Source organism: Mesorhizobium sp. M6A.T.Cr.TU.016.01.1.1, assembly GCF_003952585.1.
Classification (GTDB): Bacteria; Pseudomonadota; Alphaproteobacteria; order Rhizobiales; family Rhizobiaceae; genus Mesorhizobium; species Mesorhizobium mediterraneum.
Genome location: NZ_CP034452.1, coordinates 1,506,637 through 1,532,874, shown reverse-complemented (window position 1 = coordinate 1,532,874; position 26,238 = coordinate 1,506,637). Strand labels below are relative to the sequence as shown.

Below are 26,238 nucleotides of genomic sequence, written 5' to 3'. Positions count from 1 at the left end.
GTCTCAAGATCGAGACAGAGAGGCTTCTCCGTATGACCCATTCCGACCACGACCATCACGCGCATAGCGGCTGCTGCTCGGCGAAAGCTGCTCCGTCCGTCGCCGACGCCGTCATTCGCGATCCGGTCTGCGGCATGACCGTCGATCCGGCCGTCGGCAAGCCGATAGCCGAGCATGGCGGCCATCTCTATCATTTCTGCAGCGAGCGCTGCCGTTCGAAATTTGCGGCCGAGCCGGAAAAGTACCTTACGGCCACCGACCCGGTCTGCGGCATGCGTGTCGACCGTGCCACCGCGAAGCACTTTTCCCGGCATGAAGGTCAGGGCTTCTATTTTTGCTCGGCCGGTTGCAAGGTGAAATTCGACGCGGAGCCGGCAAAGTATCTTGGCGACAAGCCAGAGCCTCAGGCGATGCCGAAAGGCACGCAATACACCTGCCCGATGCATCCCGAAATCGTCCGCGACAAGCCAGGCGCCTGCCCGATCTGCGGCATGGCGCTGGAGCCGATGGGTGTACCATCAGGCGATGAGGGGCCGAACCCGGAACTGGTCGATTTCACCAGGCGCTTCTGGGTGAGTGCCGTCTTGTCCGTGCCATTGCTGATCTTCGCCATGGCGCCGATGCTCGGCCTGACGTTTAGCGCCTTCGTCGAGGATTCGGCGAAGGTCTGGGTGGAATTGGCGCTTGCGAGCCCGGTTGTCTTGTGGGCCGCCTTTCCTTTCTTCCATCGCGGTTGGGATTCGGTTCTCAACCGCAGTCCCAACATGTGGACGCTGATCTCGCTCGGTGTCGGTGCCGCCTATCTCTACAGCGTCGTCGCCACGCTGTTTCCGGATATATTTCCGCACCAGTTCCGCGGTCATGAGGGCACGGTGCCGGTCTATTTCGAGGCAGCCGCCGTCATCGTGGCGCTGGTTTTTCTCGGCCAGGTGCTGGAATTGCGCGCCCGTGAAAAAACCGGCTCGGCGATCCGCGCGCTGCTCGACCTCGCGCCGAAGACCGCTCGGCTGATTGGCGAGGACGGTTCCGAAAACGACGTGCCGCTCGACACGGTAAAGGTCGGCGATCGCCTGCGCATCCGCCCCGGCGATGCGGTGCCGGTCGACGGCATCGTGCTGGACGGCCGCTCTTCCATCGACGAATCGATGCTGTCAGGCGAGCCTCTGCCGGTCGAAAAAACTGAAGGCGACCCGCTCACCGGCGGCACGCTCAACAAGAACGGTTCGCTGATCATGCGCGCCGAGAGGATCGGCGCTGAGACCACGCTGGCACGGATCGTCGAGCTCGTCGCCAAGGCGCAGCGTTCGCGTGCGCCGATCCAGGGTCTGGCCGACCGCGTCTCCTTCTATTTCGTCCCGGCCGTCGTAGTGGTTGCGATCGTTGCGTTCATCGCCTGGGCGATCTTCGGGCCGCAACCCAGCCTGATCTTTGCCATCGTCTCGGCGGTCTCAGTGCTGATCATCGCCTGTCCCTGCGCGCTCGGTCTTGCCACGCCGATGTCGATCATGACCGCCACAGGGCGCGGCGCGCATGCCGGCGTGCTGATCAAGGACGCGGAGGCGCTCGAACGCTTTGCTTCGGTCGACACGCTGATCGTCGACAAGACCGGCACATTGACCGAAGGCCAGCCGAGATTGACCGACGTCGTCGCTGCCGAAGGCGTGACGGAAGATGATCTCCTCGCACTCGCCGCCGGCCTGGAAAAAGGCTCGGAGCACCCGCTGGCCGAGGCAATCGTCGAAGGTGCCCGTGAACGCGGGGTGGAGATCCCCGACGCCGGTGGTTTCGAGGCGATCACCGGCAAGGGCGTTTCCGGCACGGTGTCGGGAAAGAAGGTCGCGCTCGGCAACGCCGCGATGATGGCCGATCTCGGCATCGATATCGCATCCGTCTCGACCAGCGCCGAGGCGCTGCAGACCGAGGGCAAGACTGCGATGTTCGTCGCCGTCGGCAACAAACTGGCCGGCATCGTCGCCGTCGCCGACCCGATCAAGGCGACGACATCAGAGGCGATCAAGGCGCTGCACGAGCGCGGCCTGAAGATCATCATGGCGACCGGTGACAACGAACGCACGGCGAAAGCCATCGCCAGCAAACTCGGCATCGACGAGGTTCGTGCCGGGCTGCTGCCGGAACAGAAGAGCGCGCTGGTCGAGGAGTTGCGCGCCAGGGGCGCTGGCGTCGCCATGGCCGGCGACGGTGTCAACGACGCGCCGGCGCTGGCCGCCGCCGATGTCGGCATCGCCATGGGAACCGGCGCCGATGTTGCGGTCGAAAGCGCCGGGATCACGCTGGTCAAGGGCGATCTCAACGGCATCGTCCGGGCCCGCACGCTCGCCCAGGCGACGATCCGCAACATCCGCCAGAACCTGTTCTTCGCCTTCCTTTACAACGTGCTTGGCGTGCCGGTCGCCGCCGGCGTGCTCTATCCGCTCACCGGCACGCTTCTGTCGCCGATGCTGGCGGCGGCGGCGATGAGCCTGTCCTCGGTTTCGGTCATCACCAACGCGTTGCGGCTCAGGACGTTGAAACTCTGAGCGAAATCCCCAGATAGGAATTCGTTCAAAAAGGAGATCATGAATGACCTTGGCCAAGAAGATCGTGCTGCTGCTGATGGCGGCGGGAATGCTGCTTGCCGTTTTCCTCGAAAGCATTCCGTCGCAAGCCCAGGAGATGAAACACGACATGGGGGCGATGAGCGCGCAAAGCCCCTCAACCGACGGCTACAAGGCGGCGATGGACAAGATGCATACCGCCATGATGGCGCTCGAATATTCCGGCAATGCCGATGTCGATTTCGCCCGCGGCATGATCCCGCATCACCAGGCGGCCATCGACATGGCCAAGATCGAGCTCGCCAATGGCAAGGATCCGGAAATGCGCAAGCTGGCCGAAGCGGTGATCGCGGCGCAGGAAGCCGAGATCAAGCAGATGCAGGATTGGCTCGACGCCCACCCTGTGAAGTAGCGTCAAGCAGTCCGGAGGAAATCCAGGGAAGGACTTTCATCTGGATTTCTCCCGAAGGCTGTGGTGCCATCGGGCCTCGACTGGAGCGCGCCATGCCGTCAACGATAAAAACCACCACATTGCCCTCGGGCGAAGCCGTTCCGGTGCTGGGTCAAGGCACGTGGAAGATGGGCGAGGATTTCAGCCGCCATGCCGATGAGGTCAACGCGCTGAAGCTCGGGCTCGATCTCGGCATGACGCTGATCGACACCGCCGAAATGTATGCCAGCGGCGGTGCCGAGGAGGTGGTGGCGGATGCCATTGCCGGGCGCCGCGACGAGGTGTTCCTGGTCTCCAAGGTGCTGCCGTCCAACGCCTCGCGCACCGGCGTGCCGGCGGCGTGCGAGAGAAGCCTCAGGCATCTGCGCACCGACCGCATCGATCTTTATCTGCTGCATTGGCCCGGCAGCGTGCCGCTGACGGAAACGGTCGAGGCCTTCGAGGCGTTGAAAAAGGCCGGCAAGATCCGCCACTGGGGCGTCAGCAATTTCGACACCCACGAGATGGAGGAACTGATCCAGCTGCCGGCCGGCGACAGCGTCCAGACCAACCAGATCCTCTACAATCTGACCCAGCGCGGCCCCGAATTCGATCTCGCCCCCTGGAGCCGGCAGCGCGGCATTCCGCTGATGGCCTATTCGCCGGTCGATCAGGGCACGCTGGCGCGCAACGCCAGGCTCGAAGCCATCGCGGCCCGCCACAATGCCACGCCGGCGCAAATCGCGCTTGCCTGGGTGATGGCGCAGCCTGGTGTCATCGCCATTCCAAAGGCCAGCAAACAAGAGCATGTCCGCCAGAATGTCGCTGCGTTGGACATCGAGCTCACCTCGGAAGATTTCGCAGAAATCGACCGCGCCTTCCCGCCGCCGACCCGCAAGCGCGGGCTGGAGATGATTTGAGGATAGTAGCGGGGAAATAAAACTAAGGCCGCGTTCCTTCGCGCCCCCTCTGTCCTGCCGGACATCTCCCCCACAGGTGGGGAGATTGGCTATCACCATCGCTTTCGCCAATCTCCAACGCTAGAGAAAAGATGCTGTCTGCGAAGCTGCCAATCTCCCCCCAAGTGGGGGAGATGTCCGGCAGGACAGAGGGGGGCGCCGTAGAGCACTATCGGACGAGGCCCACTCTACTTCCCCGCCATTCCCTTCAACCGGTAAAGCGCCTCCAACGCCTCCCTCGGCGTCATCTCGTCGGGGTTGATCGCACCGAGCGCGGCACCGAGTGCATCGTCCTTCACCGGCCTCAGTGCTTCCCGCCTCACCGCCACCGAAAACAGCGGCAGGTCGTCGACCAGCCGGTTTGCCTTGCCCGAAACCTCGCCCGCTTCCAGTTGGTGCAGCACTTCCCTCGCCCGCCCGACCACCGCTTCCGGCAGGCCGGCCAGCCGCGCCACCTGCACGCCATAGGAGCGGTCGGCAGCACCCTTGCCGACCTCGTGCAGGAAGACCACGTCGCCCTCCCATTCCTTGACCCGCATAGTGACGTTGTGCAGTCGAGCGAGTTTGCCAGCCAGCGCCGTCATCTCGTGGAAATGGGTGGCGAAGATCGCCCGGCAGCGATTCTTCTCGTGCAGATATTCGACCGCCGCCCAGGCGATCGACAGGCCGTCGAAGGTGGCGGTGCCGCGGCCGATCTCGTCCAGGATCACCAGCGCGCGTTCGCCGGCCTGGTTGAGGATCGCCGCCGTCTCGACCATCTCGACCATGAAGGTCGAGCGGCCGCGCGCCAGATCGTCCGAGGCACCGACACGCGAAAACAGCCGGTCGACGACGCCGATATGAGCTGATGCCGCAGGCACGAAGGAGCCGGTCTGGGCGAGGATGGCGATCAGCGCGTTCTGCCTGAGGAAGGTCGATTTGCCGCCCATATTGGGGCCGGTCAGCAGCCAGATCGCGCCGTTTTTGGCATCACCCTCCGGCGATAGATCGCAATCATTGGCGACGAACGGTCCTTCGCCCGAACGCCGCAGCGACTGTTCCACCACCGGATGCCGCCCGCCCGAAATCGCGAAGGCGAGGCTCGCGTCCACCAGCGGCCGGCACCAGGCCTCGCTTTCGGACAGCAGGGCGAGGGCTGCCGACACGTCGAGCGCGGCAAGCGCTTCGGCCCCGGCGCGGATTGTGTCCGCCTGGCCGACCGCTTCCGCCGTCAGCGTTTCGAAGGCGGCAAGCTCGATCGCCAGTGCCCGGTCGGCGGCATTGGCGATCTTCGTTTCCAGTTCGGCCAGTTCCGTCGTGGTGAAGCGCATGGCATTGGCCATGGTCTGGCGATGGATGAAGCGCGCCTTCGCCCCGTCGCTGCCGGTCATGATCGCATGGTGGTTGGCGGTGACCTCGATGTAGTAGCCGAGCACATTGTTGTGCCGGATCTTTAGCGAGCGGATGCCGGTTTCGTCGATCAGCGAGCGCTCCAGCCCGGCGATCACCTTGCGCGATTCGTCGCGCAGTGCCCGCATCTCGTCGAGTTCGGCGTGATAGCCGCCGCGGACGAAGCCGCCGTCGCGCTTGAGCAGCGGCAGCTCGTCGCCGAGCGCCTGCGTCAGATGCTCGGCCAGCGGGCGTGGCAGCGCCTCGATCGCCGCCAGTGCTGCCGCCAGCTCTTGTGGAACGGCGGTCGCCCCGAACAGTTCGGCAATAGTGCCGGCTGCTTCAAACCCGGCACGCAGCGCGCCGAGATCGCGCGGACCGCCGCGGTTGAGCGCCAGCCGGGACAGGGCGCGGGGCATGTCGGAGACACTCTTCAGGCTTGCCCGCACCGCCTGGCAGAGCCGCGTCTCGGAGCGGAAGAACGACACCGAATCCAGCCTGGCGCCGATCGCCGCCGGATCGGTCAGCGGCGCCATCAGCCGGTCGGCGAGCAGCCGTGCCCCACCACCGGTCACCGTGCGGTCGATCGCCTTGAACAGCGAACCCTCGCGGCTTCCGGACAAGGTGCGCAGCAGTTCCAGATTGGCGCGTGTCGCCGGGTCGATGAACAGCGTCGAGCCCTGCTCCTCGCGCTCGGGCCGCGACAGTGGCGGCCGCTCGGCCTTCTGCGTCTTCTCGACATAGGCGATGACGCCTGAGATCGCCGACAGCTCGGCGCGGGAAAACGTGCCGAAACTGTCCGGCGTCGCCACCTCGAAGAAACGGGCGATGCGCCCGGCGGCCGACGCCGAGTCGAACAGGCTCGGCGGCTGCGGACTGGCGACCCGGCCGAGCACATCGAACACCGGTTTCAGATCGGGATCGTAAAACACCGGCTCGGCGACGATCAGCTCGCGTGGGTCGACGCGAAAGACATCGGCGAGCAGCCGGTCGGCGGTGGTCTCGGCAACGCGGAAGGCGCCGGTCGAGATATCGATCCAGGCCAATGCAAAGGAGTGTTGTTCGGCCCCGCCCTTCACCCGGCTAAGCGCCATCAGGAAACTCGATTCCGACGGCGCCAGCAATTTGTCCTCGGTGATGGTGCCGGGCGTCACCAGCCGCACCACGTCGCGGCGCACCACCGACTTCCCGCCGCGCTTCTTCGCCTCGGCCGGATCCTCGATCTGCTCGCAGACGGCGACGCGGAACCCTTGTCCGATCAGCTTCTGCAGGTAATCGTCGGCGGCATGCACCGGCACGCCGCACATCGGGATGTCGAGCCCCTGGTGCTTGCCGCGTTTGGTCAAGACGATGCCGAGCGCCCGGCTCGCCTTTTCGGCGTCGTCGAAGAACAGCTCGTAGAAATCGCCCATGCGGTAGAACAGCAGCGAGTCCGGGTTCGCGGCCTTGATCTCGATATACTGCTCCATCATCGGCGTCGCCGGCGCAAAGGCCGGCGTAGCGCTGTCGCTGCGAATGGGCGTTTCGTCGTTCAAGAAGCTGCTTCCAAAATTTCCCAAGCCATCTGCTTGGCGGTTTACAGCGGCGAAGTGTAGCCTTAATCCCGAACGTTCCACAAAAGAAAGCATTGCACCCGTCTCAACGAGGTGCCGCACGGGCGAGGAAATCGAAAGCATCATGGCCAGGAAAACCGAAAGCAACGGCCCTTCCGTCAGCGCGCAGGAGGCGCTGGAATTCCACGCCATGGGCCGCCCCGGCAAGCTGGAGATCGTCGCCACCAAGCCGATGGCCACCCAGCGCGACCTCAGCCTTGCCTATTCGCCGGGCGTCGCGGTTCCCGTCCTCGCCATCGCCGAGGACCCCAGCCGCGCCTTCGACTATACGGCGCGCGGCAACATGGTCGCCGTCATCTCCAACGGCACCGCCATTCTCGGCCTCGGCAATCTCGGCGCGCTGGCCTCGAAGCCGGTGATGGAAGGCAAGGCGGTTCTGTTCAAGCGCTTCGCCGATGTCGATTCCATCGATCTCGAAGTCGACACCGAGGATGCCGACGAGTTCATCAACTGCGTGCGTTTCCTTGGGCCCTCCTTCGGCGGCATCAACCTTGAGGACATCAAGGCGCCGGAATGCTTCATCATCGAGCAACGGCTGCGCGAATTGATGGACATACCGGTCTTCCATGACGACCAGCATGGCACCGCCATCATCTCGGCCGCCGGCCTGATCAATGCGCTCAAAGTCACCGGCCGCGACATGCAGACCACGAAAATGGTCTGCAACGGGGCGGGTGCGGCCGGCATCGCCTGCATCGAGCTGATGAAGGCGATGGGCTTTACGCCTGAAAACATCATCCTGTGCGACACCAAGGGCGTCGTCTTCCAGGGCCGCACCGAAGGCATGAACCAGTGGAAGTCGGCGCATGCCGTCAAGACCGACGCGCGCTCACTTGCCGAGGCGCTGGACGGCGCCGACGTGTTCCTCGGCCTCTCCGCCAAGGGCGCGCTGACCACCACGATGGTGCAGTCGATGGCCAAGAACCCGATCATCTTCGCCATGGCCAATCCCGATCCGGAGATCACGCCCGAGGAAGTGGCCGAGATCCGCACCGATGCCATCATGGCGACGGGGCGTTCCGACTATCCGAACCAGGTCAACAACGTGCTTGGCTTCCCCTACATCTTCCGCGGCGCGCTGGATGTGCGGGCCACCACCATCAACGACGACATGAAGATCGCCGCGGCGCGTGCGCTGGCCGAACTCGCGCGCCAGGACGTGCCCGACGACGTTGCCGCCGCCTATCAGGGCAACCGGCCGAAATTCGGCCCCAACTACATCATTCCGGTGCCGTTCGACCCGCGGCTGATCTCGGCCATTCCGATCGCGGTCGCCAAGGCCGCGATGGATAGCGGTGTCGCCCGCAAGCCGATCCTCGATCTCGACCGCTACGCCCAGGAGCTTTCCGCCCGCCGCGACCCGATCGCTTCGACCCTGCAGCGCATCTACGACCGCGTGCGCCGCCAGCCCAAGCGCATCGTCTTCGCCGAGGGCGAGGAGGAGCAGGTCATGCGCGCCGCCGTCTCCTATGTGAATCAACGGCTCGGCACCGCCATCCTGCTCGGCCGCGACGACATCATCAAGGAGAACGCCAGGAACGCCGGCATCGAGCTCGACAGGCAAGGCATCGAGATCATCAATGCCCGGCTGTCGCGCCGCAACGGCGTCTACACCGACTATCTGTACGAGCGCATGCAGCGCAAGGGCTTCCTGTTTCGCGATTGCCAGCGCCTGATCAACAACGACCGCAACCATTTCGCTGCCTGCATGGTGGCGCTGGGCGACGCCGACGGCATCGTCACCGGCGTCACCCGCAACTATTCGACCGCGCTCGACGACATCCGCCGCGTCATCGACGCCAAGCCCGGCCACCGCGTCATTGGCGCCTCGATCGTGCTGGCGCGGGGCCGAACCGTGATCGTCGCCGACACCGCCGTGCACGACATGCCGAATGCCGAGCAGATCGCCGACATCGCCGAGGAAGCCGCCGGCTTTGCCCGCCGCATGGGTTATGAGCCAAGGCTCGCCATGCTCGCCTATTCCACCTTCGGCCACCCGCAGGGCGAGCGCTCCGAGCGCGTCCAGGAAGCGGTGCGCATCCTCGACAAGCGGCGCGTCGATTTCGAGTATGACGGCGAGATGGCCGCCGACGTGGCGCTCAACGCACGCGCCATGGCGCAATACCCGTTCATCCGGTTGACCGGCCCAGCCAATGTGCTGATCATGCCGGCCTTCCACTCGGCCTCGATCTCGACCAAGATGCTGCAGGAGCTCGGCGGCTCGACCGTCATCGGCCCGCTGCTGGTCGGCCTCAACAAGCCGGTTCAGATCGTCTCGCTCAACGCCAAGGATAGTGACATCGTCAACATGGCGGCGATCGCGGCCTATACGGCGGGGGCGTGAGGAGATCGGAGTCCCGCTCTGCCCACAGCAGGCGAAAAAAGCCTCCCCCATGCGGGGAAGGCCAGACACTTCACCTAGCGATGGGACGGCTCATCTCCAGCCGCGGCAGCTCTGATAGGCATGCCGCCAGTAGCGCCAGCCGGTCGTCTTCCATTTCCAGAATTCATAGCCGCAGCCACCGTGATCGGAAGCGACGATCGTCACGCCGCCCCAGAACCAGGAGCCATGCTTGTTGTGGCCATGGTGATTGCCGTGGTGGCCGTCATGATCCTTGCCGGGTTTGCATCCGAACACCTTGCAATGCAGCTTGGGCCTATGCTTCAGGATCGGCGGCTTGGCTTTGCAGCCAATCACGGCGCAGTTGATTTTCGAATTTATCCTGGGGCGCGACTGCTCGCGGGCGAGGCGCATATGCGGCGACGCCGAGTTCTGCTTCACGGCCTGTGAAATACCTTGCTTTATCTTGAACTTGCCATCTTCGGCGCGGGCGCCGTTGGTGACGGCCATGGCTCCGATGATCGTCGCCAGCAACAGGACGATGCCGGCGAGACGACCTTCGATCCTAAACATCGATGTCAGGCGCGCGATGCCTTTGGCGGGCACGGCCGATCTTTCCTGACGCGCGCGAGCCATCGCGCCGGTGTGGAGCTTTTCGTGCTGCGTCGGTGTCAACGCGCCGGGATCGACGCCGCTGAAAGCGTCGACTGTTACGGGAGTAAACATCTTCCTGATCCTTCAGTTGGTTAGCGGCCTCGACCGCGGAGCCGTCCCGACGGGTTCGCTCCATGGCGCGGTTTTTCGCTCCCGGTTGTTTCGGATGAATGCCGAAACTCGACTGAAGTGTTTCAATTGTTGCGGTTCGACCGCGCAGCGCGCCAATGGCGACGTTGTCGGCGAATTCGGCGTCTAGCCGTCGCGCGCATTCCCCTTCTCCCACAAGGGGAGAAGGAAGAAAGCGTCCCTAAATCAACCCTGCTTGCTCAGCCTCGTGGCGCAGATTCTGCCTCGGCCTTGGCCCGAGCTGCTGGATGACCAGTCCGGCCGCCAGCGAGCCGAGATCGCCGCACTCCTTCAGGCTGCGCCCCTGCGTGTAGCCGTAGAGGAAGCCGGCGGCATAGAGGTCGCCGGCGCCGGTGGTGTCGACCAGTTCCCGGATTTTTGTCGCGTCGACGGTGACGGTCTCGTCGCCGCGCACGATGACCGAGCCCATTTCTGAGCGGGTGACCGCGGCTATCTTGCAGTCCTTGCGGATTTGAGCCAGCGCCTCGTCGAACGAGGCGGTCTGGTAGAGCGCCTTGATCTCGTGGCTGTTGGCAAAGACGATGTCGACGGTGCCCGAGCGCATCAGATCCAGAAACTCGTCGCGGTAGCGGTCGACGCAGAACGAATCCGATAGCGTCATCGACACTTCGCGGCCGGCGGCATGCGCGAGCTTCGCCGTCTGCCGGATCGCTTCCTTGGCGCGCGGCGGGTCCCACAGATAACCCTCGAAATAGGTGACTGCCGCACCCGAAGCCTTGTCGGCCTCGACGTCCTCAGGCCCGAGCTCGATGCAGGCGCCGAGATAGGTGTTCATCGAGCGCTCGCCGTCGGGCGTGACGAAGATCATCGAGCGCGCCGTCGGCGGCTCGCCGTTGAGTGGCTTGGTATCGAAGGCAACGCCCTGCGCATGGATGTCATGGGCATAGATTTCGCCGAGCGGGTCGTTCGAGACCTTGCCGAAGAAGGCGGCGCGACCGCCGAAGGAGGCGACGCCCGCCGCCGTGTTGCCGGCGCTGCCACCGGAGGCTTCGATGGCCGGGCCCATGCGGCTGTAGAGCAGTTCGGCGCGCCTTGTGTCGATCAGGTTCATCGCGCCCTTGATGATGCCGTTCGTCTCCAGGAACGCCTCGTCGCACTGGGCGATGATGTCGACGATGGCATTACCGATACAAAGCACGTCATAGTTCGGCATCAATGATGTCTCCGCGAAAGAACCACCGGCTTTCTGCCACGCCGGCCGCGGGCGGGTCTAGCGATTTGATGCGGCTTTGCCTAGGTCGTGAATTTATAAATCGGGTCGAAATCGCGTGACGCCGGATGTGGTGGCGCTTGTGACTTGTCGTGTCTCCGCCTATCTCGCAGATGTCTTGCCATGGGCCCGTTTGAGCCCTGTTCAACATGGAATTGGAAACGCCGTGATCCCTAGCGCCGCCCGCGCCGCCGCCAGCCAGCTGTTCTCGCCCGAATTCCGCTCGGTGTTCGTGAAGACGCTCGGCCTGACCTTGCTGGCGCTCGCGGCGCTGTGGTTCGCGATTGAGGGCCTGTTCGAATGGCTGGCCTGGCCGTGGATCGACGCATGGTTGCCCGGCCTGCCGTCATGGGCCGGATGGCTAGGCGTCATCGTCACCGGGATCGGTCTTGCGCTGGGTCTGGCGCTGCTCATCGCGCCGGTGACGGCAATCATCGCCGGCCTGTTCCTGGACGACGTCGCCGAAGTGGTCGAGCGCAGCGATTATCCCGATGAACCGCCTGGTCGCGCCACGCCGGCGCTGCGCTCGATGGTGCTGGCTTTCCGCTTCTTCGGCGTCGTCATACTCGGCAACATCGTGGCCTTGCTGCTTCTGCTGGTGCCGGGCATCAACATCGCCGCCTTCTTCGTCGTCAACGGCTATCTGCTGGGGCGTGAGTTTTTCGAATTCGCCGCCATGCGCTTTCGCCCGGAGGCCGAGGCCCGCGCGTTGCGCAAAAAACATGCTGTCACGGTGTTTCTCGCCGGGCTGGTTGTCGCTGCCTTCCTCGCCGTGCCGCTGCTCAACCTTCTGACACCGCTGTTTGCCGCCGCCATGATGGTGCATCTGCACAAGGCGATCTCAGCACGGGAAGCCGCCCGGTCCTCAAAATCCTAGCGCAGCAGAAAGCCGCGCCCCAACTCGTCGTCGGGCTCGACGATGAATTCGGCCCGGCCGGAGTAGTAGGCGCGGCCACCGACGCGGGCGATGATGGCGTCATGCGGCCCGGCTTTCGCGGTCCTCGCCACGCTGCCGGAAAAGCGCGAGCCTGCAATACTCTCGAACAGCCGCGTCTGGCCGGCGATTTCGCCCTTGGCATGCATTGCCGCCAGCCGCGCGGTGACGCCCGAGCCGGTTGGCGAACGGTCGACCTCGGCCTCGGCAAAGACGCAGATGTTCTTGGTCGGGACATCGGAAAATACGTCCTGTCCGTCGGTCAGGATGGTGCCGTAGAGAAAGGCAAGGTCGGCATGGTCGGGATGCGACAGCGGGAACTCGGCCTTCAGTTTCTCCGTCAACGCCGTCGCCGCATCGACGAAATCGCGCACGCGGTTCTTGCCGAACTCCAGCCCGAACTGGCGGCAATCGGCGAGCGCATAGAAGGCGCCGCCATAGGCGATGTCGAAGCCGATCGCACCGAAGCCCGGCAATTCGATCTCCTGGTCGCGGGCGAACAGAAACGCCGGCACGCTTTCGAACGACACCGCACCGGCCTTGCCGTCTTGCACCTCGACCGAGGCGACGACCAGCCCGCACGGCGCTTCGATGTTGACCGTCGTCACCGGCTCCTGCCGCGCCACCAGCCCCTCGTCGACGGCGTAGCGGCCGAGCGCGACGATGGCGTGGCCGCACATGGTCGAATAGCCTTCATTGTGCATGAACAGCACGGCGAGGTCGGCGCCGGGCAGGTCGGGTTCCACCAGCAGCGCGCCATACATGTCGTAATGGCCGCGCGGCTCGAACATCAGGATTTTCCTGAGATGATCGAGGTGATCGCGCACATAGGCGCGCTTTTCCAGGATCGTTCCTTTCGGAATCTGCGGATAACCGCCGGTGACGATCCGCAGCGGCTCGCCGCCGGTGTGCATGTCGACGACGGTGAGCGTCATGCGTTGGATTCGGCAAACAACGCCTGCAGCTTACCGAACGGCATGGCGGCGCGGGTGAAGCCGAAAGTGCCGTCCTGCTGGATCTCGCGCGCCGCCGTTTCCAGCATGCCGAAGGCGAAATTGGTCAGCCACGGCCCGAGCGAAATGCGCTTGACCCCTGCCAGGGCAAGATCGGCGATGGTGAAGCCGGGCCTTGCCATGACGTTGACCGGCTTGGTCAGCGCCGAGCAGACGGTCTGCACCGTCTCGATGTCGCCGATGCCCGGCGCATAGAGCACGTCGGCGCCGGCCTTCTCGAAGGCCTGCAGCCGCCTGATCGTGTCGTCGATGTCGGGCCTGCCCCACAGAAAATTCTCGGCCCGCGCGGTGAAGACGAAATCGTGTTTCAGCGCCCGTGCCGCCTCCGCTGCAGCGGCGACGCGCTCGACGGCATGCGAAAAATCGTAGATCGGCTTGTCGGGCTCGCCGGTGTGGTCCTCGATCGAGCAGCCGGCGAGGCCCGCCGCCTCGGCCGCGAAGACAGTCTCCGCGGCACTTGTCGCGCTGTCGCCCTTGCCCTTCTCGAGATCGGCCGAGACCGGCAGGCCGGTCGCCGCCGTCACCTCGCGGCAGTGATGGATCATCGCCTCGAAGGTCACCGCGCCGTCGGGCAGGCCGCGCGAAAAGGCAAAGCCGGCGCTGGTCGTCGCCAGCGCCTTGAAACCGAAGGAGGCCAGCAGTTTCGTCGTGCCGATATCCCAGGGGTTGGGCATGACGAAAATCGAGCTATGCAGGTCGCGAAAGATTTTTCCCTTGTCCATGGATGCTCCCAGAGTGCGAAGCGCATTTTATCCCGCCACTGCCCGCCGGGCAAACGAATGCGGTTGGTTCAGAAGCGATTGGCGTTCTCTCCTGCCAATTTGTCCAGTGCGTCGGAATTCTTGACGTATCCGGCCCCGTCCCAATGGTAGGTGACGGAAATGTCGCGCGAGGAAGCCTTGGGCGCCGGATCGTCGCAGCTTTCGCCATTCGGCACCGTGGTATCGGTCACCGTCGCCTTGATGGCCGCATAGGGCTGGCCGTCCGCAAAGGTCCGAAAGGCCAGCTCCTGCGTGCGCTTATAGGCGCAGAGGTTCTCGTTGAACGTGTAGATCATGTCGATCAGCTCGAACCTGTCGTCGCGGACCAGGATCAGCGGCGTGCTCACATAGCCCTGGCTCGAATTGAAATGCGTGCTCAGGGTGATGATGGCGTCATCGCTGGGCCCAACCGGCAGCTTGCCCGGATCGCGGAAAGAGGTGCTCCGGTCGACGGCGACATTGACAGCGTCGAGCAGTCTCGGCTTGCCGGCAAGATCGTAAAGCGCTAGCACCGCGAACCCCTCGGCGCTGTCCCACGAGCTGCCGAGGTCGAGCAGCATGGCCAGCCGATCCTTGCCGCCGGCCTCGATGTCGAGCGCGGCGGCGTTGGAGAGGCCCGACGTTTCGGGCGGCGAGCCACCGCTATCCGGACCCTCGATATGGCGCATCTCGACCGGCATGGAACCCCGATAGAAGCTTTCCTTGTCCCCCGCCAGGTCGGGAATGACCATCCTGGCGAGATCGAGATAGGTCGTGCCCTCGTGGCCAGGAACGGCGCTGCCAAGGTCCGGGAAGCTGACGGCTTGCGCGCCGGCCGTCGTCCACAGGCACGGCAGCAGCAAACAGGCGAGGATGAAGCGAAGCAGGATGGAACTCATGCGCTGGGCGCCTCCCACTATCGAGCGTTCGCAAGCTAGCACGAACGGCTGAGGCGTACAGCCGGATAAGAAGCCTGAATATCAGATCAGTGGATCGGCACCAGCCCGGCCAGTTCGCGCATGTCGTCGAACAGGATGCCGCCGGCCCCAGTCAGGCCGTCGCGATCGGTATGCGGGTCGCCGTGGTAGGAATAAACGCGCATGCCGGCGGCAATGCCGGCTAATGTCCCGGCGACGCTGTCCTCGATGACGATGCAGTCGGCAGGGGCGAAGCCCATCGTGCTTGCGGCATGCAGGAACAGGTCGGGAAACGGCTTGCCGCGCGAGACCATGGTCGAGCTGAACAGCGCATGCTCGAACAGCGGCAGCAGACCTGTCTGGCCGAGCGTGATGTGCATTTTCGACACCCGCGCCGATGAAGCGACGCACGTTGCGATGCCGGCCGCGTGCACGGCTTCGATGAACTCCCTGACATAGGGGACGGCTTCGACGCCATGCGCGAACAGGTCCGGCAGGCCGGCGTTCCAGCGTTCGACGAAATCGGCGCCGAGGCTGACGCCGGTCGCCTCGACCTCCTTCTGCACCGAGACCATGGAGCGGCCGGAGAAATTCTTGCGGCAATGTTCGAAGCTTGCCGGGTAGCCGGCTGCGGTTAGCCATTCGGCGAGGCGCCGATTGGCCAGGTTCTCGGTGTCGACCAGAACCCCGTCGCAATCGAAGATGACGAGTTTGGGTATTCTCATCAGGCCGTGCCGGTCGATCCGAACCCGCCGGAGCCGCGCGTCGTGCCGCCGGCCAATGTCCGCTCCTCGACGGTCGCCTGCGTCACCGGGGCGAAGACGATCTGGGCGATCCGCATGCCGCGCGTCACTGCAAAATCCTCGTCGCCGAGGTTGATCAGCATCACCTTGACCTCGCCGCGATAGTCGCTGTCGATGGTGCCTGGCGTGTTGAGGCAAGTGAGCCCATGCTTGAAGGCAAGGCCCGAGCGCGGCCGGACTTGGCCTTCCACGCCCTCCGGGATCTCCAGGATCAGCCCGGTTGGCACCAGCGCGCGTTTTCCCGGCAGGATCAGCAGCGGCCGGTCGTCCGGCACCGCGGCGCGCAGATCCATGCCGGCGGCGCCCGCGCTTTCATAGGCGGGAAGCGGCAGGCCTTCGCCATGCGGCAGCCTGACGAAGCCGACGGCCGGACCGATGACGGAGGAAGTGTAGATGGCTGCGCGCATGAGGCGGATCCTATCGCTATCAACGCCGATTCGGTCAACTCGGCGGCAATGCTATCAACGGCTTTCTTTCAGCGCAGTTCCGCTTCAGCGCAGTTCTACGGGAACGATCGTCGTCTCCTTGATCTCCTCCATGACGAAGGAGGCCGAAACGTCCGACAGCGCCACCTTGGCGATCAGCCGCTGATACAGCCGGTCATAGGCCTTCACGTCCGCGACGCGGGCACGCAGCACATAATCGAGATCGCCAGACATGCGGTAGACGCCGGTGATCTCGGGAAAACCGGTCACTGCCGCCCGGAATTTTTGCAGCCAGTCCGGATCGTGATTGGAGGTCCGGACCAGGATGAACACCGAGAGGCCAAGGCCAAGCTTGTCCGCATCGACCAGCGCCACCCGGCCAGTGATGACGCCGTCTTCTTCCAGCCGCTTGACCCGGCGCCAGCAGGCGTTGCGCGACAGCGACACCCTTTCCGACAATTGGTCGACCGACAGCGTGCCGTCACGTTGCAGTTCACCCAGCAATCTTCGGTCGATTTCATCGATTTCCAGCGGCATGCGGGATTTTTGTCCCAATAATTGGCCAAACACAAGGATGATTTGGGACCGATGAACCGGCGAGGCATGTCAAGATGCGAAAGATCGGGACTTCACGCGCTGAAAAGGGGACCAGCATGACCGCACGGCTCGCAAGACTTTTCACCTCTCATCCGGCATCGGTGGGCGAAACCTATTTCGGCCACATGGCTTTCGCCGCGTGGTTCTCGTCACGGTTGTTCATGGCGGCATTCGCCGCGCTCATTCACGCTTTGTTGCCGTTCTTGTTCGATTCCACGGCAAGCCGGATCATCCGCGAGCTTTACGAGCGGACGCACAACAGGGGACGTTAGAGGCGAAGTGCGGGCCGGCGGCCTGTCTAGGCGAAGCGGTCTGCCTCGGCAGGAGCATTCGCCCCTCTCTCGGGTCGCGGTGAAGCTGGCGCTGGTCGGCTAAGCTCTGCGCAATCCCGATCAAGCGATGCCGGCCCTCGAATGCTGAACTTGGCTTGAAGCCGCGCCGCAGTCTGCCATTTGGTGAGACGAGTGCTGCCAGCTAGCCGGGAGCATTGGTCATGGACCTCGTCTTTTCCTCCACCACCGAATTGGCTGCCGCCATTCGCGACCGCAGGATTTCCGCTGTGGAAGCGCTGGACGCGCATCTGGCGCAGATCGACAGGCATAACAGGGCGATCAACGCAGTCGTCACGCTCGACAGGGAAGGGGCGCGGCAACGCGCCGAGAAGGCCGACGAAGCGCAGGCGCGCGGCGACGCTCTCGGGCCGTTGCACGGCGTGCCGTTCACACTGAAAGACATGCACCAAACATCGGGCATGAAGACCACGGTAGGCTTTCCGCCCTTTGCCGACTATGTGGCGAGAGAAGACAGCCCGATCGTTGCCAGGCTGAAGGCGGCCGGCGGCGTGCTGGTCGGCAAGACAAATGTCGCAACGATGCTGGGCGACTGGCAGTCGAACAATCCGCTGTTCGGTCGCACCAATAATCCGTGGGACCTCTCGTGCACCGCGGGCGGTTCCAGCGGTGGCGCTGCCGCAGCGCTCTGCGCCGGGATGACGTCGTTCGAGGTCGGCACCGACATGCAGGATTCAATCCGCCTGCCGGCCGCCTTTTGCGGCGTCTACGGCCTTAAGCCGACAGAGCATCGCGTGTCCTTAGCCGGCGCCTTTCCCGATCCCGGTGGCGTACCGCGCGGCGTGCGGCTGATGTCCTGCATCGGCCCGCTGGCGCGCGACGTCGACGATCTGGCGCTGATCCTGGCGATCATTGCAGGACCGGATGGCAGCGACACCGATCTTGCGCCGGTGCCGGTCGAGGGCATGCCGGAGCTTGACCTCAAGACCCTGCGCATCGTTTTCGCGCCGGCCTTTCCGGGTTTTCCGGTGGCCAGCGAAATCAGGGCCGCTGTCGAGAACCTGGCAAGGGAGCTTCAGTCTGCAGGCGCGGCCGTCGAGGAAGCAAGACTCCCGACGCTCGACTTGCATGACGACCTGACGCAAGGCGGCGCGCTGATCGGCATGATGCTGGAGGCAGCGCAGCCAGAGCCGCCAGAAGAACCGACACCGGTCTCGCGCTGGTTCGAGGCGCTCGGCCGCCGCGATCAGTCAATCCTTGCCTGGGAGCGTTTTTTCGAAGGCTGCGATGCCTTGCTGTGCCCGGTCGCCATGACCACGGCCTTTCCGCATTGCGAGCCAGGAATACCGATCAAGGTCGATGACAGGGAGCAGAGCTACTGGATGCTGCCGGCCTATGGCGCGGTGTTCAACTACAGCGGCCATCCCGCACTTTCGCTGCCGTACGCGCAGGATCGTGACGGCCTCCCCATTGGTCTGCAGCTGGTCGGCAGACGCTGGTCCGAATCGCGGCTGCTCGGCATCGCCAGGGCAATAGCGCCGCCGAGCAGCGGTTTTCGCCGTCCGCCCGGCTATTGAGCAAACCGCGTCAGCCCATAAGGCTCAAGCAGCGGATCGCGCGCGCCGTCGAGGATTTCCCGGGCGGCGAACAGGCCGACGGCTGGCGCCAGAGTGATACCGGAATGCATGACCGCGACGTAGAGCCCGCTGACGCCTTGAGCGCGCCCGATGATCGGAAAACCGTCGATCGGCGTCGGCCGGTAACCGACCGTGTGGAAATCCAGTTCCAGCCCGTCGGCGCCGCGCAACATGCTCTTCATCGCCGCAAACAGCTCGCGGGCGGTGGCTTCGGCATCCATGCCCGGATCGGCGCCGCCGAAATCCGAGCCGACGATGATGCGGCCTTCCGCCGTCTGGCGCATGTGCAGCCGGTCGCCGATCACCAGCCCGTTGAGCAGCTTTTCGTAGGGGCGTGAGTGGACGATCAGGCCGGGCGGCGTCTCGATCGGCAGTTTTAACCCGGCCGTCGCCGCAATTGCCGGAGAGCCGGCGCCCGCCGCGATCACCACCTCGTCGGCGGCAATGCGTCCGCTTGACGTATCCACGCCGGCAACCCTGCCATTGGCCTGCACCAGTGCGATGATGGCCGTTCCAGTCAGCACCCGCGCGCCAAGCCGCTGGGCGTCGGCCAGCAGCGCTTGCGTGGTGGCAACCGGCTCGGCGACGCCTTCCTCGGCGACGTACAGGGCGAAATCGGGAAGCTCGGTCACGTTGGCCTCGATGCGTGCGGCTCGCGTGCGATCGACGCGCTCGATGCCGTAACCCCAGCCGGAGTGCTCGGCGGCATAGGCCTCGAGCTCGGCCGCCGGCAGGTCCCAGCACAGGCCGCCGCACCAGGCGAGCGGAATGCCGGGCAGGTCCTGCGCCAGCCGTGTCCATTCGGCCATCGAACGGGTGCGCAGCCGGAAATACGGCTCTGGATTGCCCCAACTGGCATTGATCCAGGCAAAGGAATTCGGCGTGGCGACGCCGCCGACGCCGCTGTCGGCAACGACCGTCACCTTCGCGCCGGCCTTCGCCAGATGCCAGGCGATGGACGCGCCGATAATGCCGGCGCCGACAACGATGACTTGCTTGGCTGCGCTCATGGATGGTCCTTTGTCGAATCGGGTCTTCTGATGTCGTTGCGGCAACCCTATCTCAAGACCGGGTGAGAGCCATCCGCCCAAAAATATTCGACAGGCTACAAAAGCGCTGCTAAAAGCCCGCGCACCACATGGGATTCCACAAATTGGCTGAAGACATCACGAACGCGGTGGCGCGCCGCCGTACTTTCGCGATCATCGCGCATCCGGACGCCGGCAAGACGACGCTGACCGAAAAGCTGCTTTTATTCGGCGGCGCCATCCAGCTTGCCGGCGAGGTCAAGGCCAAGAAGGATCGCATCCAGACCCGGTCGGACTGGATGAAGATCGAGCGCGAGCGCGGCATTTCAGTCGTCACCTCTGTGATGACCTTCGAGTATGAGGACAACGTCTTCAACCTGCTCGACACGCCCGGCCACGAGGATTTCGCCGACGACACCTATCGCACGCTGTCGGCGGTCGACGCGGCGGTCATGGTCATCGACGCCGCCAAGGGCATCGAGCCGCGCACGCTAAAACTGTTCGAGGTGTGCCGGCTGCGCGACATCCCGATCATCACATTCGTCAACAAGATGGACCGCGAAAGCCGCGACCCGTTCGAGATACTCGACGAGATCGAGCAGAAGCTGGCGCTGGACACCGCACCGATCACCTGGCCGATCGGCCGCGGCAAGACCTTTTCCGGCACCTATCATCTGGCGCTGAACGCCGTGCGCAAGGGCGATGCCGAGAAGGAGCGCACGCCGGTCAACGGTCCCGATTCCAACCGCGTCGCCGGCCTGTTGCCGGAGAACGAGCGCGAAGCCTTCATCGAGGAGCTGGAGCTGGCGCGCGAAGCCTGCCGTCCGCTCGACGTCGACTCCTTCCGCGAGGGTCATCTGACGCCGGTCTATTTCGGCTCGGCGCTGCGTAATTACGGCGTGCGCGACCTGATCGAAGCGCTTGGCGCCTACGGGCCGCCGCCGCGCGCGCAGGAGGCCGACACGCGTAAGGTCGAGGCGACCGAGGACAAGATGACCTCGTTCGTCTTCAAGATCCAGGCCAACATGGACCCTAACCATCGCGACCGCATCGCCTTCGTCCGTGTCTGCTCGGGCAAGCTCGAGCGCGGCATGAAGGCCAAGCTGGTGCGCACAGGAAAACCGATGAGCCTGTCGGCGCCGCAATTCTTCTTCGCCCGCACCCGCGTCACTGCTGACGAGGCTTTTGCCGGCGACGTCGTCGGCATCCCCAATCACGGCACGCTGCGCATCGGCGATACGCTGACCGAGGGCGAGGAGATACTGTTCCGCGGTGTGCCGAATTTCGCGCCGGAAATCCTGCGCCGCGTCCGCCTCGGCGACGCGATGAAGGCCAAGAAGCTCAAGGAAGCGCTACACCAGATGGCCGAGGAAGGCGTCGTGCAACTGTTCTCGCCGGAGGACGGTTCACCGGCAATCGTCGGCGTCGTCGGTGCGCTGCAGCTCGACGTGCTGAAGGAGCGGCTGAACTTCGAATACACGCTGCCCGTCGATTTCGAGATGTCGCGCTTTTCCGTCTGCCGTTGGATATCGGCTGACGACAAGGCCGAGGTGCATCGCTTCATCGAGGCGCATCGCGGCGACATCGCCCGCGACCTCGACAACGACCCGGTGTTCCTGGCCCAGCACGCCTTTTCGCTCAACTACGAGGCCGAACGCTGGAAGGCGATCCGCTTCGCCGCGGTCAAGGATTACCAGGTCCGCGACAAGGCAGCCTGAGCTGCGCCGCTTTTCCTTCTCCCCTTGTGGGAGAAGGCGACGGATGAGGGGTATTCCAGGGAACGCTGACGCCTCACTCCGCTGGAACACCCCTCATCCGTCTCGGCGCTGCGCGCCGATCCACCTTCTCCCACAGGGGGAGAAGGCAAGGTCGCGCGTTCACTCACCCCCTGGCTGCCTCTTCGATCTTGGCGATGTCGATCTTGGTCATCTGCATCATCGCCTGCATCACCCGGTTGGCCTTGGCCTGGTCGGGATCAAGCAGCAGCCTGGGCAACTGCTCCGGCACGACCTGCCAGGACACGCCGAATTTGTCCTTCAGCCAGCTGCACTGGCTGGGCTCGCCACCGCCTTCGATGAGTCTGTCCCAGAAATAGTCGACCTCCTCCTGCGTCTTGCAGTCGATGGAGAGCGAGACTGCCTCGGTGAACTTGAATTGCGGCCCGCCGTTGAGCGCCTGGAACTGAACGCCGTCGAGCTCGAAATAGGTCACCAGAACCTTGCCCTCACTATCGCCGCTGCCCTCGGGCCAGCGCATCACGCTCAGCACCTTCGAATTCTTGAAGATGGACATGTAGTGGTTCATGGCCTCCTCGGCCTGGTCGTCGAACCACAGGCAGGGGGTGATCTTTTGCATTTGCTTGCTCCTCGGCTGTTGCAGTTGGCTATCACGGTGAAACGGCCTGGCTTGGCGTTGGTGTTATTTGCCCTGCCGTTTGCCAAGGACGCCCGGGCGGCGCGCAATCCGACAGTGTCATCAAATTTTCTTGGGAAAATCTGGCGCATTGCAAAATTGTGGCCAGACTAGGCTTCGGCGTCTATAACGCCTGCGGTCCGAATTCAGCGCCGCCGCGCTCCCATCGAGCGCAGCCAGCCAGCCAAGGAAAATTCATGCCTGCCTATCGCTCCCGCACCACAACCCATGGCCGCAACATGGCCGGCGCCCGTGGCCTTTGGCGCGCCACCGGCATGAAGGATTCCGATTTCGGCAAGCCGATCATCGCCGTGGTCAATTCTTTCACCCAGTTCGTGCCCGGCCATGTCCACCTCAAGGATCTTGGCCAGCTGGTCGCGCGCGAGATCGAGAAGGCTGGCGGCGTTGCGAAAGAGTTCAACACCATCGCCGTCGACGACGGCATCGCCATGGGTCACGACGGCATGCTCTATTCGCTGCCGTCACGCGAGCTGATCGCCGACTCGGTCGAGTACATGGTCAACGCACACTGCGCCGACGCCATGGTCTGCATCTCCAATTGCGACAAGATCACCCCCGGCATGCTGATGGCGTCGCTGCGTCTCAACATCCCGACGGTCTTTGTCTCCGGCGGGCCGATGGAGGCCGGCAAGGTGGTGCTTGCCGGCAAGACGCAGGCGCTGGATCTGGTCGATGCCATGGTCGCGGCCGCCGACGACAAGATCTCCGACGAGGACGTCAAGACCATCGAGCGCTCGGCCTGCCCGACCTGCGGCTCCTGCTCGGGCATGTTCACCGCCAATTCGATGAATTGCCTGACTGAGGCGCTGGGTCTTTCCCTGCCAGGCAACGGCTCGACGCTGGCGACCCATGCCGACCGCAAGCGCCTGTTCGTCGAGGCCGGCCATCTGATCGTCGATCTCGCCCAGCGCTATTACGAGCAGGACGACGACACCGCGCTGCCGCGCAACATCGCCTCGAAGGGCGCCTTCGAGAACGCGATGACGCTCGACATCGCTATGGGCGGCTCGACCAACACCGTGCTGCACATTCTCGCTGCAGCGCATGAGGGCGAGATCAACTTCGACCAGGACGACATCGACGCGCTGTCGCGCAAGGTGCCGGTGCTGTGCAAGGTTGCCCCCGCCAAGGCCGATGTGCACATGGAAGACGTCCACCGCGCCGGCGGCATCATGGCGATCCTCGGCCAGCTCGACAACGCCGGGCTGATCAATCGCGACCTGCCGACTGTACATACGCGAACGCTGGGTGAAGCGCTCGACCATTGGGACATCTCCCGCACCACCAGTCAAAGCGTCCGCGACTTCTTTCTGGCGGCTCCGGGCGGCGTGCCGACGCAAGTCGCCTTCAGTCAGGACCGCCGCTGGGACGAGCTCGATCTCGACCGGGAGAAGGGTGTCATCCGCTCGGCCGAGCACCCGTTTTCCAAGGACGGTGGCCTTGCCGTGCTCAAGGGCAACCTTGCGCTGGACGGCTGCATCGTGAAGACCGCCGGCGTCGATGAATCGATCCTGAAATTCACCGGCCCGGCCAGAGTGTTCGAAAGCCAGGACGCCAGCGTCAAAGCGATCCTGTCCAACGAGATCAAGGCCGGCGATGTCGTCGTCATCCGCTACGAGGGGCCGCGTGGCGGCCCTGGCATGCAGGAAATGCTCTACCCGACCAGCTATCTCAAGTCGAAGGGCCTCGGCAAAGCCTGCGCGCTGGTCACCGATGGCCGCTTCTCCGGCGGCACCTCCGGCCTGTCGATCGGCCATGCGTCCCCGGAGGCGGCGGAAGGCGGGCTGATCGGGCTGGTGCAGGAGGGCGATACGATCGAGATCGATATCCCGAACCGTACCATCCGGCTTGCTGTCGACGACGCGGAACTGGTCGCCCGCCGCGCGGCGATGGAGTCAAAGGGAGCTGCCGCCTGGAAGCCCGTGGAACAGCGCAAGCGCAAGGTGACGATGGCCTTGCGCGCCTATGCCGCGATGGCAACCAGTGCTGCAAAGGGTGCGGTAAGGTACGTGCCGGAGTAGCGCGGTTCTTCCCTTCTCCCCTTGTGGGAGAAGGTGGCCTTGCGAAGCGAGGTCGGATGAGGGGTGTTCCAGGGAACGCCAGCGCCTCATTCCGTCCAGCACCCCTCAACCGTCTCGGCGCTGCGCGCCGATCCACCTTCTCCCACAAGGGGAGAAGGGAACAGAGCGCTACGGCATCAACTGGTATTCATAAAGCTTCTGGTAGAGCCCGCCTTGCCTAAGCAGCGTCCGGTGCGGGCCGCTTTCCACCACCTTGCCGGCTTCCAGAACCACGATCGTGTCGGCCTGGTGCACGGTCGACAGCCGGTGGGCGATGACGATGGTCGTGCGCCCGACCGTCAGCTGCTGTAGCGCATCGCGAAACAGCGCCTCGGATTCGGCATCGAGTGCGCTGGTCGCTTCATCGAGAAGCAGGATCTCCGCGTTGCGCAGCATGGCGCGCGCGATTGAGATACGCTGGCGCTGGCCGCCGGAAAGCAGCGCGCCGTTCTCGCCGACCTCCGTGTCGTAGCCTTTCGCCATGGCGGTGATGAAATTGTGGGCGTTGGCTGCCTTGGCGGCGGCGATCACGTCCTCGTCGGGCGCGTCCTGCCGCCCGAGACGGATGTTGTGCATCACCGTGCCGGCAAACAGGAACGTGTCCTGGCTCACATAGGCGATCTTCTGCCGCAGTGAGGCGAGTGTGGCGTGCGCAATGTCCTGGCCATCGAACAGCACCTTGCCGCTCTGCGGGTCGTACATACGCATGATCAGGTTGAGGATGGTCGACTTGCCGCCGCCCGATGGCCCGACCAGCGCCGTCATCTTGCCTGCCGCCAGGGTCAGGTCGAACCCTTCGAACACCGGCGGGCTTTCCGGATAGGCAAAGCTAACATTGTCGAAACGGATTTCGCCCGGCCCCGGCCGCAGCGGCTTGGCGTCCGGCTTTTCGGCCAGCGTCAGCGGCCGGTCGGCGAGCTGGAACATCATGCGCACGCCGACGATGCCGGTTTCCAGCGATATACGCACGCGGGCGAGGCGCTTTGCCGGTTCATAGGCAAGCAGCAGCGCCGCGATGAAGGCCATGATGTTGCCTGGCATCTGGCCCCCCTGCAGGACCAGAAGGCCGCTGACCAGGATGGCGCCGGAGATCGCCAGTCCGGCAAGCGTTTCCATCACCGGGCTGGTGGCAGCCTCCAGTGTAGCAATGTTGTTGGCGCGGTTCTCGACATCCGACACCGCCTTGTGCATGCGCTTGCGCATCGCGCCTTCGAGACCGAACGATTTGACGACACGCACGCCGATTGCCGTTTCCTGCATCACCTGCACGATCTGGCCTAGCGAGCGGAATTCCTGCGCGGCGATCTTGCGGACGCGCTTCAGGATGCGGTTGACGCCGTAGATGGCTATGGGCCCGATGACGAAGCAGATCAGGGACAGCGCAGGCTGCTGCCAGACCATGACCGCCACCAGGACAACCAACGTCACCAGGTCGCGCACATAGGACGTGACGACGAGGTCGAGCACGCTGCGAGCGGCCTGTGCATTGTTGGTCATGCGGGTGATCAGGTCGGATGACGAGGTCGAATGGTAGAACTCGATGCCTTGCGCCAGGATGCGGTCGTAGATCTTGCGCTGCCGTTCGGCGATGATGCTGTTGCCGACGCGGCTCATGAAATAGGCTTGGACGAAATTGGCGATGCCCTTGGCGATGAAGATCGCGGCGACCGCCGCGGCAATCCAGTTGATGCGCTCGACTCTTTTGTAGATCACGAACTCATTGGTGATTTCGCGCAGAATCCAGGCGCTGGCGCCCGTCATGGCGGCCACCACCAGCATCGACAGTATGGCGGCGCCGTATCCAAACTTGTGCTGGTGAAAGGATTCCCTGATCAGCCTTACGATAAGGCGCCGGTTCTCTTCCGAGCGTTCGTCACCTTTGAGGAACTTCAAGTTCACACTGGATTTCCGTGGTTGCGAATGTGGCGTTGAGCCCGAAGCCGATCGCTGCGCCGCGACACACGATGCGGATTCGCCTCAATGGACGAAAGGCGGCTTATAGAGCGAGTTGTGGTCGGATGGAACTGTTCGCTGCCGCGGAAAGAAACGGCTGCGGCAACCTGTCTTTTGCTCCACGATGC

21 protein-coding genes are annotated in these 26,238 nt (G+C 64.2%); 9 read left to right on the top strand and 12 right to left on the bottom strand.

Annotated elements, in window-relative coordinates:
* The first annotated feature begins 32 nt into the window (after window positions 1–32).
* From EJ075_RS07095 to EJ075_RS07085, 3 genes are all read left to right on the top strand, one after another.
* Window positions 33–2,537, top strand: a complete 2,505-nt coding sequence (locus EJ075_RS07095; RefSeq protein WP_126103863.1) for a heavy metal translocating P-type ATPase — start codon at window positions 33–35, stop codon at window positions 2,535–2,537.
* A gap of 43 nt (window positions 2,538–2,580) precedes the next feature.
* Window positions 2,581–2,967, top strand: a complete 387-nt coding sequence (locus tag EJ075_RS07090) for a DUF305 domain-containing protein (RefSeq protein WP_126103862.1) — start codon at window positions 2,581–2,583, stop codon at window positions 2,965–2,967.
* A 92-nt stretch (window positions 2,968–3,059) separates the two neighbouring features.
* Entirely contained in the window at window positions 3,060–3,905 is an 846-nt protein-coding gene (locus tag EJ075_RS07085; RefSeq protein WP_126103861.1) for an aldo/keto reductase, read from the top strand.
* A 227-nt stretch (window positions 3,906–4,132) separates the two neighbouring features.
* Here EJ075_RS07085 and mutS read toward each other — a convergent pair whose 3' ends face one another.
* Window positions 4,133–6,847 (bottom strand): DNA mismatch repair protein MutS, encoded by a 2,715-nt coding sequence (gene mutS, locus EJ075_RS07075; protein ID WP_164547050.1) that lies wholly within the window; start codon window positions 6,845–6,847, stop codon window positions 4,133–4,135.
* 142 nt (window positions 6,848–6,989) lie between these two features.
* On the opposite strand from mutS, the gene EJ075_RS07070 reads away from it, so the two are divergent.
* A complete protein-coding gene (locus tag EJ075_RS07070) occupies window positions 6,990–9,269 on the top strand; it encodes an NADP-dependent malic enzyme (protein WP_126103860.1) in 2,280 nt (759 codons plus the stop codon).
* A 90-nt stretch (window positions 9,270–9,359) separates the two neighbouring features.
* Here EJ075_RS07070 and EJ075_RS07065 read toward each other — a convergent pair whose 3' ends face one another.
* A complete protein-coding gene (locus EJ075_RS07065; protein WP_126103859.1) occupies window positions 9,360–9,992 on the bottom strand; it encodes a hypothetical protein in 633 nt (210 codons plus the stop codon).
* Between the two features lie 238 nt (window positions 9,993–10,230).
* Complete coding sequence (locus EJ075_RS07060) at window positions 10,231–11,223, bottom strand: adenosine kinase (protein ID WP_095483030.1); 993 nt, start codon at window positions 11,221–11,223, stop codon at window positions 10,231–10,233.
* A gap of 223 nt (window positions 11,224–11,446) precedes the next feature.
* Between EJ075_RS07060 and EJ075_RS07055 the strand changes: the two genes are divergently transcribed.
* Window positions 11,447–12,157, top strand: coding sequence for a sulfate transporter family protein (locus EJ075_RS07055; RefSeq protein WP_126103858.1), 711 nt, complete (start codon window positions 11,447–11,449; stop codon window positions 12,155–12,157).
* Here EJ075_RS07055 and EJ075_RS07050 read toward each other — a convergent pair.
* From EJ075_RS07050 to EJ075_RS07025, 6 genes are all read right to left on the bottom strand, one after another.
* Window positions 12,154–13,149, bottom strand: coding sequence for a proline racemase family protein (locus EJ075_RS07050; RefSeq protein ID WP_126103857.1), 996 nt, complete (start codon window positions 13,147–13,149; stop codon window positions 12,154–12,156). The genes EJ075_RS07055 and EJ075_RS07050 overlap by 4 nt on opposite strands.
* Entirely contained in the window at window positions 13,146–13,949 is an 804-nt protein-coding gene (locus tag EJ075_RS07045) for an oxaloacetate decarboxylase (protein WP_126103856.1), read from the bottom strand. The genes EJ075_RS07050 and EJ075_RS07045 overlap by 4 nt, the downstream gene beginning before the upstream one ends.
* A gap of 68 nt (window positions 13,950–14,017) precedes the next feature.
* Window positions 14,018–14,866 (bottom strand): hypothetical protein, encoded by an 849-nt coding sequence (locus tag EJ075_RS07040; RefSeq protein ID WP_126103855.1) that lies wholly within the window; start codon window positions 14,864–14,866, stop codon window positions 14,018–14,020.
* 86 nt (window positions 14,867–14,952) lie between these two features.
* Window positions 14,953–15,609, bottom strand: coding sequence for an HAD family phosphatase (locus tag EJ075_RS07035; RefSeq protein WP_164547049.1), 657 nt, complete (start codon window positions 15,607–15,609; stop codon window positions 14,953–14,955).
* Window positions 15,609–16,094, bottom strand: a complete 486-nt coding sequence (dut, locus tag EJ075_RS07030; protein WP_126103854.1) for a dUTP diphosphatase — start codon at window positions 16,092–16,094, stop codon at window positions 15,609–15,611. Before dut ends, EJ075_RS07035 begins: the two co-directional genes overlap by 1 nt.
* A gap of 84 nt (window positions 16,095–16,178) precedes the next feature.
* Window positions 16,179–16,649 (bottom strand): Lrp/AsnC family transcriptional regulator, encoded by a 471-nt coding sequence (locus EJ075_RS07025; RefSeq protein ID WP_095483024.1) that lies wholly within the window; start codon window positions 16,647–16,649, stop codon window positions 16,179–16,181.
* 116 nt (window positions 16,650–16,765) lie between these two features.
* Here EJ075_RS07025 and EJ075_RS07020 point away from each other — a divergent pair, with 116 nt between their 5' ends.
* Window positions 16,766–16,981 carry a DUF6356 family protein gene (locus tag EJ075_RS07020; RefSeq protein WP_126103853.1) on the top strand — a complete coding sequence of 72 codons (216 nt, stop codon included), beginning with the start codon at window positions 16,766–16,768 and terminating at the stop codon, window positions 16,979–16,981.
* Between the two features lie 221 nt (window positions 16,982–17,202).
* Complete coding sequence (locus tag EJ075_RS07015; protein WP_126103852.1) at window positions 17,203–18,576, top strand: amidase; 1,374 nt, start codon at window positions 17,203–17,205, stop codon at window positions 18,574–18,576.
* Here the strand turns inward: EJ075_RS07015 and EJ075_RS07010 are convergent.
* Window positions 18,570–19,646, bottom strand: coding sequence for an FAD-binding oxidoreductase (locus tag EJ075_RS07010; protein ID WP_126103851.1), 1,077 nt, complete (start codon window positions 19,644–19,646; stop codon window positions 18,570–18,572). The two genes, EJ075_RS07015 and EJ075_RS07010, sit on opposite strands and share 7 nt — an antisense overlap.
* A 143-nt stretch (window positions 19,647–19,789) precedes the next feature.
* Between EJ075_RS07010 and EJ075_RS07005 the strand changes: the two genes are divergently transcribed.
* Complete coding sequence (locus EJ075_RS07005; RefSeq protein ID WP_164547048.1) at window positions 19,790–21,382, top strand: peptide chain release factor 3; 1,593 nt, start codon at window positions 19,790–19,792, stop codon at window positions 21,380–21,382.
* 163 nt (window positions 21,383–21,545) lie between these two features.
* On the opposite strand, the gene EJ075_RS07000 is transcribed toward EJ075_RS07005, so the two are convergent.
* The gene (locus EJ075_RS07000) at window positions 21,546–22,019 is read right to left on the bottom strand and encodes a VOC family protein (protein WP_126103849.1); all 474 of its coding nucleotides are present in this window, start codon (window positions 22,017–22,019) and stop codon (window positions 21,546–21,548) included.
* Between the two features lie 254 nt (window positions 22,020–22,273).
* Between EJ075_RS07000 and ilvD the strand changes: the two genes are divergently transcribed.
* Window positions 22,274–24,118 carry a dihydroxy-acid dehydratase gene (ilvD, locus tag EJ075_RS06995; protein WP_126103848.1) on the top strand — a complete coding sequence of 615 codons (1,845 nt, stop codon included), beginning with the start codon at window positions 22,274–22,276 and terminating at the stop codon, window positions 24,116–24,118.
* Window positions 24,119–24,286: 168 nt separating this feature from the next.
* On the opposite strand, the gene EJ075_RS06990 is transcribed toward ilvD, so the two are convergent.
* Window positions 24,287–26,050, bottom strand: coding sequence for an ABC transporter ATP-binding protein (locus EJ075_RS06990; protein WP_126107262.1), 1,764 nt, complete (start codon window positions 26,048–26,050; stop codon window positions 24,287–24,289).
* Between the last annotated feature and the right edge of the window lie 188 nt (window positions 26,051–26,238).